This window comes from Serratia sp. OLAL2 (assembly GCF_002752475.1).
Classification (GTDB): Bacteria; Pseudomonadota; Gammaproteobacteria; order Enterobacterales; family Enterobacteriaceae; genus Serratia; species Serratia bockelmannii.
Window position 1 is genome coordinate 253269 of record NZ_MSTL01000020.1, and the last position, 12381, is coordinate 265649.

A 12381-nucleotide genomic window follows, 5' to 3' on the forward strand; every position below is an offset into this window, starting at 1 on the left:
GAGTATGTCAGAGCAACTCCTCTATTTTCTGCAGCAGATGTTCAACGGCTTAACGTTGGGCAGCACCTATGCATTGATCGCCATCGGTTACACCATGGTTTACGGCATCATCGGCATGATCAACTTCGCCCACGGCGAGGTGTACATGATCGGCAGCTATGTCTCCTTTATCGTTATCGCCGCCCTGATGATGCTCGGCATCGACGTCGGTTGGCTGCTGATCGGCGCCGCGTTCCTGGTCTCGATCGTTATCGCCAGTGCCTACGGCTGGAGCATCGAACGGGTGGCCTACAAGCCGGTGCGCAACTCCAAGCGCCTGATTGCGCTGATCTCGGCCATCGGCATGTCGATATTCCTGCAAAACTACGTCAGCCTGACGCAGGGCTCACGCGATCTGGCGCTGCCTAGCCTAGTGACCGGCCAGTGGGTGCTGGGAGAAAGCAACGGCTTCGCCGCCACCATCAGCACCATGCAGCTGACCATCTGGCTCGTGACCTTCCTGGCGATGCTGGCGCTGACGCTGTTTATCCGCTATTCACGCATGGGCCGCGCCTGTCGCGCCTGTGCGGAAGATCTGAAGATGGCCAGCCTGCTGGGCATCAACACCGACCGGGTGATCTCGCTGACCTTCGTTATCGGAGCGGTGATGGCGGCGGTGGCCGGGGTGTTGCTCGGCCAGTTCTACGGCGTCATCAACCCTTACATCGGGTTTATGGCCGGTATGAAAGCCTTCACCGCCGCGGTTCTGGGCGGCATCGGCAGCATTCCCGGTGCGATGATTGGCGGCCTGGTACTGGGCGTGGCGGAAGCGCTGACCTCTGCCTACCTGAGCACCGAATACAAAGACGTGGTGTCGTTCGCGCTGCTGATCGTGGTGCTGCTGATCATGCCGACCGGCATCCTCGGGCGTCCGGAGGTTGAGAAAGTATGAAACTCAATCTGCTCAATGCGCTGATCGCCACGGCGGTGCTGTTCGTGATGGCGTCGTTCCTGATGGGCATGCAGCTCAGCCTGGACGGCACCAAGCTGGTGGTGCACGGCGCGGCGGAAGTGCGCTGGATGTGGATCGGCATCGGCTGCGTCATCGTCTTTTTCTTCCAGCTGTTGCGCCCGCTGCTGCAGCAGGGATTGAAAAAAGTCTCCGGCCCGGCGTTCGTGCTGCCGAGCTTCGACGGCACCACGCCGCGGCAAAAGCTGCTGGCGGCTTTGCTCATCGTCGCGGCGGTCGCCTGGCCGTTCCTGGTGTCGCGCGGCACGGTGGATATCGCCACCCTGACGCTGATCTACGTGATGCTGGGCCTCGGCCTCAACGTGGTGGTGGGCTTGTCCGGTCTGCTGGTGCTCGGCTACGGCGGTTTCTACGCCATCGGCGCCTACACCTATGCGCTGCTGAATCACTATTACGGCCTCGGCTTTTGGGAGAGCCTGCCGCTGGCGGGTATCGTCACCGCCGCCTTCGGCTTCCTGCTCGGTTTCCCGGTGCTGCGGCTGCGCGGCGACTATCTGGCAATCGTGACGCTCGGCTTCGGTGAGATCGTGCGCATCCTGCTGCTGAACAATACCGAGATCACCGGCGGGCCGAACGGCATCAGCCAGATCCCGAAACCGACCTTCTTCGGCCTGGAGTTCAACCGCAGCCTGCGCGACGGCGGCTGGGATACCTTCCATAACTTCTTCGGCCTGAAATACGATCCGAGCGATCGCATCGTATTCCTGTACCTGGTGGCGCTGCTGCTGGTGGTGCTGACGCTGTTCGTCATCAACCGCCTGCTGCGCATGCCGCTCGGGCGCGCCTGGGAAGCGCTGCGCGAAGACGAGATCGCCTGCCGCTCGCTGGGCCTCAGCCCGACGCGCATCAAGCTGACCGCCTTTACCATCAGCGCCGCTTTCGCCGGGTTTGCCGGCACGCTGTTTGCCGCGCGCCAGGGGTTCGTCAGCCCGGAATCCTTCACCTTCGTCGAGTCGGCCTTCGTGTTGGCGATCGTCGTACTGGGGGGTATGGGCTCGCAGTTCGCGGTCATTCTGGCGGCAATCCTGCTGGTGGTGTCGCGCGAGCTGATGCGCGATCTGAATGAGTACAGCATGTTGCTGCTGGGTGCGCTGATGGTGCTGATGATGATTTGGCGGCCGCAGGGGCTGTTGCCGATGAAACGGCCGCAGTTGAAGCTGCAGGCGGCGGACATTCACGCGGGCAAGGGGGAACAGGCATGAGCGTTCAACCTTTACTGCAGGTAGAGGGCCTGTCGATGCGTTTCGGCGGGCTACTGGCGGTCAACAATGTGGCGCTGACGCTGAACGAAGGCGAAATCGTGTCGCTGATCGGCCCCAACGGCGCCGGTAAGACCACGGTGTTCAACTGCCTGACCGGTTTTTACCGCCCGACCGGCGGCACCATCAAATTGCGCGATCGCCACCTGGAAGGGTTGGCGGGGCAGGCCATCGCCCGCATGGGCGTGGTGCGCACCTTCCAGCATGTGCGGCTGTTCCGTGAAATGACGGTGATTGAGAACCTGCTGGTGGCGCAGCATCAGCACCTGAAAAGCGGCGTGTTCGCCGGGCTGCTGAAAACTCCGGCCTTCCGCCGCGCCGAAGCTGAGGCGCTGGCGCGTGCGGCGGAGTGGCTGGAGCGCGTCGGCCTGCTGGAGATGGCCAACCGTTCGGCGGGCAACCTGGCCTACGGGCAGCAGCGGCGGCTGGAGATCGCCCGCTGCATGGTGACCCGGCCGGAGCTGCTGATGCTGGACGAACCGGCCGCCGGCCTCAACCCGAAAGAGACCGACGAGCTGGATCACCTGATCGTCGAGCTGCGCGATCGGCATAAGGTCTCGGTGTTGCTGATCGAGCACGACATGAAGCTGGTGATGGGCATTTCCGACCGCATTTACGTGGTGAATCAGGGCACGCCGCTGGCGCAGGGCACACCGGCGGAGATCCGCAACAACCCGGACGTGATCCGGGCTTATTTGGGCGAAGAATAATATGTTGTCATTCAATCAGGTATCCGCCCATTACGGCAAAATTCAGGCGCTGCATCAGGTCAGTCTCACGATAAGTCAGGGCGAAATCGTGACGTTAATCGGCGCCAACGGCGCCGGTAAAACCACGTTGCTCGGCACCCTGTGCGGCGAACCGCGCGCCAGCGAAGGCAGCATCGTCTTTCAGGACCAGGACATCACCCAGTGGCAAACCTCGCGCATCATGCGCGAAGCGGTGGCGATCGTGCCGGAAGGGAGGCGCGTCTTCTCGCGCATGACGGTGGAAGAAAACCTGGCGATGGGCGGCTTCTTCGCCGATCGCCAGCAGTATCAACAGCGCATTGAACGGGTGTTCACGCTGTTCCCGCGCCTGCTGGAGCGCCGAAGCCAGCGCGCCGGCACCATGTCCGGCGGCGAACAGCAGATGTTGGCCATCGGCCGCGCGCTGATGAGTCAGCCGAAGCTGCTGCTGCTCGACGAGCCCTCGCTGGGGCTGGCGCCGATCATTATCCAGCAGATTTTCGACATCATTCAGCAACTGCGGGAAGAGGGCATGACCATCTTCCTGGTGGAGCAAAACGCCAATCAGGCGCTGAAATTGGCGGACCGCGGTTATGTACTGGAAAACGGCCGCGTGGTGTTGGAAGATACGGGGGCTGCATTGTTAGCCAACGAAGCAGTGAGGTCGGCGTATCTGGGCGGTTAATCCGCCCCCCTACGAATTAAAATAATCAGGTACGAGAAGAAGAAATGAAGACAGAAGGGTTACTCGCGCAGCGCATCGTTAACGTAAAAAGTTCGGCCATCCGTGAATTGCTTAAGCACAGCAAGATGGAACACGTCATTTCGCTGGCGGGCGGCATCCCCTCTGATGCGCTGTTCGATTTCGAAGGATTGAGCATCGCCACCCAGCAGGCGATCACCGAACAGCCGAAAAGCGCGTTCCAGTATGGCCTGACCGAAGGCAGCCCGCTGCTGCGTGAGCGTATTTGCGCGCTGTGCGCCGAGCGCGGCGTCACCGCTGGCGCGGAAGAGGTAATGGTCACCGCCGGCTCTCAGCAGGCTCTGGATTTGGTGATGCGCGCCATCGTCAACCCAGGCGATGTGTTCGTGGTGGAGCGCCCGACCTACCTGGCGGCGCTGCAAACGCTGGAGCTGGCGGAGGCCAACATCATGTCGGTCTCGTCCGACAGCGACGGCATGGTGGTGGAAGAGCTGGCCGAGCTGCTGAAAACCCAGCGCATCAAGGGCGTGTACGTGGTGCCGAACTTCGGCAACCCCAGCGGCATCACCCTCAGCGCCGCGCGCCGTGAACTGCTGGTGAAGCTGGCTGCTGAACATAACTTCCTGATCATCGAAGACGATCCGTACGGCGAATTGCGTTTCACCGAAGAGCGCCACCCGACGCTGCATCAGGTGTCACAGCAGGTGCTGGGCAACACTGACCACATCATCTATACCTCGACCTTCTCCAAGATCCTGGCGCCGGGCCTGCGCTTGGGCTGGGCGATCCTGCCGCCGTTCCTGCTGCACAAAGTGGCGATCATCAAACAGGCGGCGGATCTGCACGCCAGCGCGTTGTCGCAGAGCATCGTCGAATGCTATCTCGGCCTGGATCGCCTGCCGGCGCAGATCGACAAGATCCGCGCCGCTTACAAGCAAAAGGGCGAGATCCTGGCCGGTTTGGTGGAGCAGGAGCTGGGCGACTACATCACCTTCGATAAGCCGAAGGGCGGCATGTTCCTGTGGGCGCGCTTCCGCCAGCCGTTCAACGCCACCGAATGGCTGAACACGACCTTGCAGCAGGGTGTGGTGTTCGTGCCGGGGGAATACTTCTTCTCCGACAACCCGGATCGTTCAACCTTCCGCCTGTCGTTCGCCACCGCCACCGAGCAGCAGATGCAAGAAGCGGTGGCGCGCCTGCGCCGTTCGCTGTAATCCTCGCGGCGGCGGAGCCCATGCCCGCCGCCGACATCAAACCGCCATCTTCACTTCACCTTGCCGTCATGTGGCTGTCATATAACGGTTATTTTTCTGTCATCCGCGCATGGCATGTTAGCTTCCGAACAAAAAACTGATTCTTTTCGCTCACGCGCTTTTACACCAGCTTTTTCAGGAGTTAGGCATGCTCACCTACGCTATTCGCAAAACCACGCTGTGCGTCGCGTTGACCCTGGCGGTCAGCACTCAGGCGCTGGCGGCGACAGAAATCCCGTTCTGGCATTCAATGGAAGGTGAACTGGGTAAGGAAGTGGATTCCCTGGCGGATCGCTTCAATCAGTCGCACAGCGACGTCAAGATTGTGCCGGTTTATAAAGGCAACTACGAACAGAGCCTGGCGGCGGGCATCGCTGCTTACCGCTCCGGCAAGGCGCCGGCGATCCTGCAGGTTTACGAGGTGGGCACCGCCACCATGATGGCCAGCAAAGCCATCAAACCGGTCTATGAAGTGTTTAAAGAGGCCGGCATCAACTTCGACGAGTCGGTGTTCGTGCCGACGGTGGCCGGCTATTACACCGACAACAAGAGCGGACATCTGCTGTCGCAGCCGTTCAACAGCTCCACGCCGGTGCTGTACTACAACAAAGATGCCTTCAAAAAGGCCGGCCTGAACCCGGATCAGCCGCCGAAAACCTGGCAGGAGCTGGCGGCGGATACCGCCAAACTGCGTGAGGCCGGCATGAAGTGCGGCTACGCCAGCGGCTGGCAGGGCTGGATCCAGCTGGAGAACTTCAGCGCCTGGCATGGCGTGCCGTTCGCCAGCGAAAACAACGGGTTCGGCGGCACCAACGCCAAGCTGGAGTTCAACAAGCCGCTGCAGGTCAAACACATCGAGTTGCTGGAGGCGATGAACAAGAAGGGCGATTTCACCTACTTCGGCCGCAAAGACGAATCCACCGAGAAGTTTTATAACGGCGACTGCGCCATCACCACCGCGTCATCCGGTTCGCTGGCGGACATCAAGCACTACGCCAAATTCAACTACGGCGTCGGCATGATGCCGTACGACGCCGACGCGAAAAACGCGCCGCAGAACGCCATCATCGGCGGGGCCAGCCTGTGGGTGATGAACGGCAAAGACGCCGCCACCTACAAGGGCGTGGCCGAGTTCCTGCAGTACCTGGCGCAGCCGGAAATCGCCGCCGAATGGCACCAGAAGACCGGCTATCTGCCGATCACCACCGCGGCTTACGATCTGACCAAGCAGCAGGGCTTCTACGACAAGAACCCGGGTGCCGACGTCGCCACTCGCCAGATGCTGAACAAGCCGCCGTTGCCGTTCACCAAGGGCCTGCGCCTGGGCAACATGCCGCAGATCCGCAGCGTGGTGGATGAGGAGTTGGAAGGCGTGTGGACCGGCAAGAAAACGCCTCAGCAGGCGTTGGACGCCGCCGTGCAGCGCGGCGACGTGCTGCTGCGCCGCTTCGAAGCATCGACCAAGTAACCCTGCGTCGCGGGCCCGGCAGACCGGGCTCGCGTCTTCATGCCGATCCTTCCGTACCCGATTAATGGTTTAACTGCTATGTCATCTTCCCGTCCCGGTTTCGGCTGCAGCTGGCTGCCCTATGCGTTGGTGCTGCCGCAGCTGCTGATTACCGCCGTGTTCTTTTTATGGCCCGCCGGCGAGGCGCTGTGGTATTCGGTGCAGAGCCTCGATCCGTTCGGCCTGTCCAGCCAGTTTGTCGGGCTGGATAACTTTACGCAGCTGTTCCAGGATCCTTACTATCTCGACTCGTTCTACACCACGCTGATCTTCAGCTTCCTGGTGGCGGGCATCGGGCTGGCGGTGTCGCTGTTCTTCGCCGCGCTGGTGGACTACGTGCTGCGCGGCAGCCGCCTCTATCGCACGCTGATGATCCTGCCCTATGCGGTGGCGCCGGCGGTGGCGGCGGTGCTGTGGATCTTTCTGTTCAACCCCGGTCTGGGGTTGATCACCCATTTCCTCAACGGTCTGGGCTATAACTGGAACCATGCGCAAAACAGCGGCCAGGCGATGTTCCTGGTGGTGCTGGCCTCGGTATGGCAGCAGATAAGCTATAACTTCCTGTTTTTCCTCGCGGCGCTGCAGTCGATCCCGCGCTCGCTGGTGGAGGCGGCGGCCATCGACGGCGCCGGCCCGGTGCGGCGTTTCTTCCATCTGGTGCTGCCGCTGATCGCGCCGGTGAGCTTCTTCCTGCTGGTGGTCAATCTGGTGTACGCCTTCTTCGATACCTTCCCGGTGATCGACGCCGCCACCGGCGGCGGGCCGGTGCAGTCCACCACCACGTTGATCTACAAGATCTACCGCGAAGGCTTCGCCGGATTGGATCTCTCCAGCTCCGCCGCGCAGTCGGTGATCCTGATGCTGCTGGTGATCGGCCTGACGGTGATCCAGTTCCGCTTCGTTGAACGTAAGGTGCGCTACCAATGATTGAGAATCGACGCGGGCTGGATATCTTCAGCCATGTGATGCTGATTATCGGCGTGCTGGTGGTACTGTTCCCGCTGTACGTGGCCTTTGTCGCCGCCACGCTGGACGACAAGCAGGTGTTTCAGGTGCCGATGACGCTGGTGCCCGGCGGCCACCTGTGGGAGAACATTCGCAACATTTGGCAGGGCGGCGTGGGCAACCTCAAAGTGCCGTTCTCGTTGCTGCTGCTCAACAGCGTGATCATGGCGTTGGCGATCACCTGCGGCAAAATCGCGGTGTCGGTACTGTCGGCTTACGCCATCGTGTATTTCCGTTTCCCGCTGCGCAGCCTGTTTTTCTGGCTGATTTTCCTCACCCTGATGTTGCCGGTGGAAGTGCGCATTTTCCCGACGGTGGAGGTGATCTCCAACCTCAACCTGCTGGACAGCTATACCGGCCTGACGCTGCCGCTGATGGCCTCGGCCACCGCTACCTTCCTGCTGCGGCAGTTCTTCATGACGCTGCCGGATGAGCTGCTGGAGGCGGCGCGCATCGACGGCGCCGGGCCGATGCGTTTCTTCTGGGACATCGTGCTGCCGCTGTCGAAAACCAATCTGGCGGCGCTGTTTGTCATCACCTTTATCTACGGTTGGAACCAATATCTGTGGCCGATCCTGATCACCAGCGACGCTTCGATGGGCACCGCGGTGGCGGGCATCAAGAGCATGATCTCCACTTCCGGCGCGCCGACCCAGTGGAACCAGGTGATGGCGGCGATGATTCTAACTTTATTGCCACCGCTGGCGGTGGTGCTTCTGATGCAGCGCTGGTTTGTGCGCGGTCTGGTTGATAGCGAGAAATAACGACGATGGCAGGATTAAAACTACAGGCGGTCACCAAGTCTTACGACGGTAAAACGCCGGTGATCAAACAGATCGACCTCGACGTGGCGGACGGTGAATTTATTGTGATGGTCGGCCCGTCCGGCTGCGGCAAATCCACGCTGCTGCGTATGGTGGCCGGGCTGGAGCGCACTACCAGCGGCGATATCTATATCGATACCCGGCGCGTGACCGATCTGGAGCCCAAGGATCGCGGCATCGCGATGGTGTTCCAGAACTACGCGCTCTATCCGCACATGAGCGTGTACGACAACATGGCTTACGGCCTCAAGATCCGCGGTTTAGGCAAGGAGCATATCCGCCAGCGGGTGGAGGAAGCGGCGCGCATCCTGGAGCTGGAGCCGCTGCTCAAGCGCAAACCGCGCGAACTTTCCGGCGGCCAGCGCCAGCGGGTGGCGATGGGGCGCGCCATCGTGCGCGAACCGGCGGTATTCCTGTTCGATGAGCCGCTGTCCAACCTGGACGCCAAGCTGCGGGTGCAGATGCGCCTGGAGCTGCAACAGCTGCACCGACGCCTGAAAACCACCAGCCTGTACGTGACTCACGACCAGGTGGAGGCGATGACGCTGGCGCAGCGGGTGATCGTGATGAATAAGGGCGTGGCAGAGCAGATCGGCACCCCGAGTGAAGTGTACCAACGGCCGGCTTCGCTGTTCGTCGCCGGCTTTATCGGCTCGCCGGCGATGAACCTGCTGCCCGGCACCCTGAGCGCCGACGGCGGCCAGCTGCTGTTGGCGGACGGCATGACGCTGCCGTTGCCGGCGGCCAAGCCGCAGTGGGCGGGGCGGCAGTTGACGCTGGGTATTCGGCCGGAGCATATTCAATTGGTGGCGCAAGGCCAGGGCGTGCCGCTGCAGCTGCAGACGCTGGAACTGCTGGGAGCCGACAATCTGGCGCACGGCCAGTGGGGCGGTCACGGGGTGATCGCGCGGCTGTCGCATGAAACCTTGCCGACGGCGGGCAGTACGCTATATTTGCAGCTGCCTGCTCAGGCGCTGCACTTCTTTGACACCCACAGCGGATTACGGATGGATTGATGACAAGACCCTGGCCTTACCCTCATATTGTCGCCCACCGCGGCGGCGGTTCTCTGGCGCCGGAAAATACCCTGGCGGCGATCGACGTCGGCGCGCGCCACGGCCACAAGATGATCGAGTTCGACGCCAAGCTGGCGCAGGACGGGCAAATTTTCCTGCTGCACGACGACACGCTGGATCGCACCAGCAACGGTTGGGGCGTGGCGGGCGAGCTGCCGTGGGACAAACTGGTGCAGCTGGACGCCGGCAACTGGTACAGCTCGGCCTTCAAGGGCGAGCGGTTGCCGCTGCTGTCGGAGGTGGCGGAACGCTGCCGGGAACACGGCCTGATGGCCAATATCGAGATCAAACCGACCACCGGCAGCGACGATGAAACCGGCCGGGTGGTGGCGCTGGCGGCGCGGTTGCTGTGGCAAGGGCAGACCGATCCGCTGCTTTCTTCCTTCTCGGTAGAAGCGCTGGCGGCGGCGCAGCGCACCGTGCCGGATTTGCCGCGCGGCTTGCTGCTGGAGGCCTGGGACGACAACTGGCGCGAGCTGACCGAACGCTTGGACTGCGTCTCGCTGCATATCGACCACAAAGCGCTGACCGCCGAGCGGGTGAAAGCGTTGAAAGACGCCGGGCTGCGTATTTTGGTGTATACCGTCAACCAACCGGATCGCGCGCGCCTGCTGCTCGACTGGGGCGTTGACTGCATTTGCACCGACCGGATAGATTTGATTGGCCCGGCTTTTTAATCCGGCGCCGATGAATCCCGCGACGACAAGCCTTGCCGCCGCACCACCGGAAGGAATGCGATGCCTGGCTTTATCCTGTCACTGTGGCACCAGATCGTGCTGTCTTTACCGCTGTTCGTCCTGATCGCATTGGGTTATGGGCTGATTCGCTGGGGGAAATGGCCCTCCAGCATCACCGATGGCCTGACGCGCTTCGTGTTTTCCCTCGCCTTGCCCGCCATGCTGTTTCGCATGATGTGCGACTTCTCGCAGCGCCCGGCGGTCGACGCCCGGCTGCTGATCGCGTTCTTTGGCAGCTGCCTGATCGTATTTGTGCTTGGCCGCCTGGTCGCCCGGCACCTCTTCCGGTTGGATGGCGTCGCCGGATCGGTGTTTGCGCTGGGCGGTATTTTCTCCAATAACGTGATGCTCGGTTTACCTATCGCCAGCGTAATGCTGGGGCAGGCGGCGATCCCGTCGGTGGCGCTGGTGCTGGTGTTCAACGGCCTGATCCTGTGGACGCTGGTGACGGTGTCGATCGAATGGGCGCGCAACGGCTCGCCGACGTTGAGTGGTTTCGCTAAAACCGCGCGCAGCGTGCTGACCAACCCGCTGATCGTCGGCATTTTGTCCGGCACGCTGTTTAGCCTGACCGGCTTGCCGCTGCCGGACTTCGTCGATCGACCGGTCAGCATGCTCGGCCAGGTGGCGGCGCCGCTGTCGCTGGTGGTGCTTGGCATGGGGCTTGCCGAGTACCGCATCAGCGAAGGCTGGCAGCTGAGCAGCGCCATCTGCGTGCTGAAGTTGCTGGTGCAGCCGCTAGTGATTTGGCTGCTGGCCTGGATGATGGATCTGCCGCCGATGGAAACCCGCGTTGTTGTGCTACTTGGATCGATGGCGGTGGGGGTGAACGTCTACCTGATGTCGCGCCAGTTCAATACGCTCACCGGCCCGGCCGCCACCAGCCTGGTGATGTCCACCGTGCTGGCGGCGATCACCACGCCGCTGATCCTCACCGTTATGGGCGTGCGGGCGTAGCCGGCATCGGCGCCTGCGGCACCGCCGGTGCGGTGCGATTGAACGGATCGCGCGGCTGGTTGCCGTTAGGCAGCAACTGCCCGCCGTTCGGCGTGGTTTGCATCAGCTGTTGCCGCTGATTGTCGAACTGTCGCTGCTGCTGCAGGCGGCGTTGATCCATCTGCCGGTTGTTCAACAAGCGCTGTTGCTGCGCTTGCTGGTTGTTTTGGTTGAGTAACTGCTGCTGTGAGCGCAGGTCGGTTACGCCGTTGGCCGCCGCCGCCAACCCAGGCAGCAACAGCAGAGCGAACAGAATGTGAGACGTTTTCATGATGGTTACCTCGCCTTTTTATTAAGCCTAACCCAGCGGTGAAATTTTGCCGGTAGTTTGTCTTTTGTTCAGATGTAAACTGCCTTTCATCCCCTTAGGCGTCCATCTTCCGTTACAATCGCCCTTTCGGTCTTTTTAGGGTGAACCCATCGTGCTGCTTTTGGTTATAACCACCATTCTGTGGGCATTTTCTTTCAGCCTGATTGGCGAGTACCTGGCGGGCCACGTCGACAGCGGATTCTCGGCGCTGGTGCGCATCGGGCTGGCGGCGCTGGTGTTTCTGCCGTTTCTGCGTTGGCGCAACATCAAACTCAAGGTGATCCTGCTGTATATGCTGGTGGGGGCCTTCCAGCTGGGCATAATGTACCTGTTCAGCTTCCGCGCCTATCTCTACCTGACGGTACCCGAATTCCTGCTGTTCACCGTGTTGACGCCGTTGTATATCACGTTGATCTACGACTTGCTGAGCGGCCGACGCCTGCGTTGGGGCTACGTCTTCAGCGCGCTGCTGGCGGTGCTGGGCGCGGCGATCATTCGCTATCACCAACTGAGTGAACACTTCTGGTGGGGGCTGCTGTTGGTGCAGGCGGCGAATATCAGCTTCGCCATCGGCATGGTCGGCTATAAGCGCCTGATGGAAGTGCACCCCTTGCCGCAGCACACCGCCTTTTCCTGGTTCTACCTGGGGGCGGCGGTGGTGGCGGTGGTGGCCTGGTTCCTGTGGGGTAACCCGCAGCAGCTGCCAACCACCAACCTGCAGTGGGGCGTGCTGATCTGGCTGGGCGTGGTGGCGTCGGGACTGGGTTACTTCATGTGGAACTATGGCGCGACGCAGGTCGATGCCGGCACGCTCGGCATCATGAACAACATGCATGTGCCGGCCGGGCTGCTGGTCAATCTGGCCATCTGGCAGCAGCAGCCGCACTGGCCGAGCTTTATCATCGGCGGGGCGGTGATCGTCGCTTCACTGTGGGTGCATCGACGCTGGGTGGCGCCGAAGCAGCTCGGCTAAA

Annotated in this window: 13 protein-coding genes; 12 read left to right on the plus strand and 1 reads right to left on the minus strand. The window is 61.7% G+C overall.

Annotated features, from left to right (window positions below; all coding sequences use genetic code 11):
- Nucleotides 1-4: 4 nt before the first annotated feature.
- The 11 genes from livH to BVU99_RS23110 all read left to right on the plus strand — a co-directional run bounded on the left by livH (nucleotide 5) and on the right by BVU99_RS23110 (nucleotide 11058).
- Nucleotides 5-931, plus strand: a complete 927-nt coding sequence (gene livH, locus BVU99_RS23060) for a high-affinity branched-chain amino acid ABC transporter permease LivH (protein ID WP_015376290.1) — start codon at nucleotides 5-7, stop codon at nucleotides 929-931.
- Entirely contained in the window at nucleotides 928-2211 is a 1284-nt protein-coding gene (locus BVU99_RS23065) for a high-affinity branched-chain amino acid ABC transporter permease LivM (RefSeq protein WP_025304903.1), read from the plus strand. Before livH ends, BVU99_RS23065 begins: the two co-directional genes overlap by 4 nt.
- On the plus strand, nucleotides 2208-2978 hold the full coding sequence (livG, locus tag BVU99_RS23070; protein WP_025304904.1) for a high-affinity branched-chain amino acid ABC transporter ATP-binding protein LivG: 771 nt from the start codon (nucleotides 2208-2210) through the stop codon (nucleotides 2976-2978). Before BVU99_RS23065 ends, livG begins: the two co-directional genes overlap by 4 nt.
- Nucleotide 2979: 1 nt before the next feature.
- Nucleotides 2980-3681 (plus strand): high-affinity branched-chain amino acid ABC transporter ATP-binding protein LivF, encoded by a 702-nt coding sequence (gene livF / locus BVU99_RS23075; protein ID WP_025304905.1) that lies wholly within the window; start codon nucleotides 2980-2982, stop codon nucleotides 3679-3681.
- Nucleotides 3682-3725: 44 nt separating this feature from the next.
- On the plus strand, nucleotides 3726-4913 hold the full coding sequence (locus tag BVU99_RS23080; RefSeq protein WP_025304906.1) for a PLP-dependent aminotransferase family protein: 1188 nt from the start codon (nucleotides 3726-3728) through the stop codon (nucleotides 4911-4913).
- 187 nt (nucleotides 4914-5100) lie between these two features.
- Complete coding sequence (gene ugpB / locus BVU99_RS23085) at nucleotides 5101-6420, plus strand: sn-glycerol-3-phosphate ABC transporter substrate-binding protein UgpB (protein ID WP_049195230.1); 1320 nt, start codon at nucleotides 5101-5103, stop codon at nucleotides 6418-6420.
- Between the two features lie 78 nt (nucleotides 6421-6498).
- Nucleotides 6499-7386, plus strand: a complete 888-nt coding sequence (gene ugpA / locus BVU99_RS23090; protein ID WP_099816946.1) for a sn-glycerol-3-phosphate ABC transporter permease UgpA — start codon at nucleotides 6499-6501, stop codon at nucleotides 7384-7386.
- On the plus strand, nucleotides 7383-8228 hold the full coding sequence (ugpE, locus tag BVU99_RS23095; protein WP_004934403.1) for a sn-glycerol-3-phosphate ABC transporter permease UgpE: 846 nt from the start codon (nucleotides 7383-7385) through the stop codon (nucleotides 8226-8228). Before ugpA ends, ugpE begins: the two co-directional genes overlap by 4 nt.
- A 5-nt stretch (nucleotides 8229-8233) precedes the next feature.
- A complete protein-coding gene (locus BVU99_RS23100) occupies nucleotides 8234-9304 on the plus strand; it encodes a sn-glycerol-3-phosphate import ATP-binding protein UgpC (RefSeq protein WP_099817764.1) in 1071 nt (356 codons plus the stop codon).
- Nucleotides 9304-10041: a glycerophosphodiester phosphodiesterase gene (gene ugpQ, locus BVU99_RS23105; protein ID WP_025304910.1), complete on the plus strand. Its 738-nt coding sequence runs from the start codon at nucleotides 9304-9306 to the stop codon at nucleotides 10039-10041. Before BVU99_RS23100 ends, ugpQ begins: the two co-directional genes overlap by 1 nt.
- Before the next feature lie 60 nt (nucleotides 10042-10101).
- Complete coding sequence (locus BVU99_RS23110) at nucleotides 10102-11058, plus strand: AEC family transporter (RefSeq protein WP_025304911.1); 957 nt, start codon at nucleotides 10102-10104, stop codon at nucleotides 11056-11058.
- On the opposite strand, the gene BVU99_RS23115 is transcribed toward BVU99_RS23110, so the two are convergent.
- The gene (locus tag BVU99_RS23115; protein WP_025304912.1) at nucleotides 11039-11368 is read right to left on the minus strand and encodes a hypothetical protein; all 330 of its coding nucleotides are present in this window, start codon (nucleotides 11366-11368) and stop codon (nucleotides 11039-11041) included. The two genes, BVU99_RS23110 and BVU99_RS23115, sit on opposite strands and share 20 nt — an antisense overlap.
- A gap of 151 nt (nucleotides 11369-11519) precedes the next feature.
- Between BVU99_RS23115 and BVU99_RS23120 the strand changes: the two genes are divergently transcribed.
- Entirely contained in the window at nucleotides 11520-12380 is an 861-nt protein-coding gene (locus BVU99_RS23120; protein WP_025304913.1) for a carboxylate/amino acid/amine transporter, read from the plus strand.
- Nucleotide 12381: the final 1 nt, after the last annotated feature.

What these genes read in the sequence shown, in the direction of transcription:
- ugpA (WP_099816946.1), top strand. Translation starts at nt 6,499, where the DNA reads ATGTCATCTTCCCGTCCCGGTTTCGGCTGCAGCTGGCTGCCCTATGCG.
- BVU99_RS23115 (WP_025304912.1), bottom strand. Translation starts at nt 11,368, where the DNA reads ATGAAAACGTCTCACATTCTGTTCGCTCTGCTGTTGCTGCCTGGGTTG.
- BVU99_RS23065 (WP_025304903.1), top strand. Translation starts at nt 928, where the DNA reads ATGAAACTCAATCTGCTCAATGCGCTGATCGCCACGGCGGTGCTGTTC.
- BVU99_RS23110 (WP_025304911.1), top strand. Translation starts at nt 10,102, where the DNA reads ATGCCTGGCTTTATCCTGTCACTGTGGCACCAGATCGTGCTGTCTTTA.
- livF (WP_025304905.1), top strand. Translation starts at nt 2,980, where the DNA reads ATGTTGTCATTCAATCAGGTATCCGCCCATTACGGCAAAATTCAGGCG.
- ugpB (WP_049195230.1), top strand. Translation starts at nt 5,101, where the DNA reads ATGCTCACCTACGCTATTCGCAAAACCACGCTGTGCGTCGCGTTGACC.
- BVU99_RS23080 (WP_025304906.1), top strand. Translation starts at nt 3,726, where the DNA reads ATGAAGACAGAAGGGTTACTCGCGCAGCGCATCGTTAACGTAAAAAGT.
- ugpQ (WP_025304910.1), top strand. Translation starts at nt 9,304, where the DNA reads ATGACAAGACCCTGGCCTTACCCTCATATTGTCGCCCACCGCGGCGGC.
- livH (WP_015376290.1), top strand. Translation starts at nt 5, where the DNA reads ATGTCAGAGCAACTCCTCTATTTTCTGCAGCAGATGTTCAACGGCTTA.
- ugpE (WP_004934403.1), top strand. Translation starts at nt 7,383, where the DNA reads ATGATTGAGAATCGACGCGGGCTGGATATCTTCAGCCATGTGATGCTG.
- livG (WP_025304904.1), top strand. Translation starts at nt 2,208, where the DNA reads ATGAGCGTTCAACCTTTACTGCAGGTAGAGGGCCTGTCGATGCGTTTC.
- BVU99_RS23100 (WP_099817764.1), top strand. Translation starts at nt 8,234, where the DNA reads ATGGCAGGATTAAAACTACAGGCGGTCACCAAGTCTTACGACGGTAAA.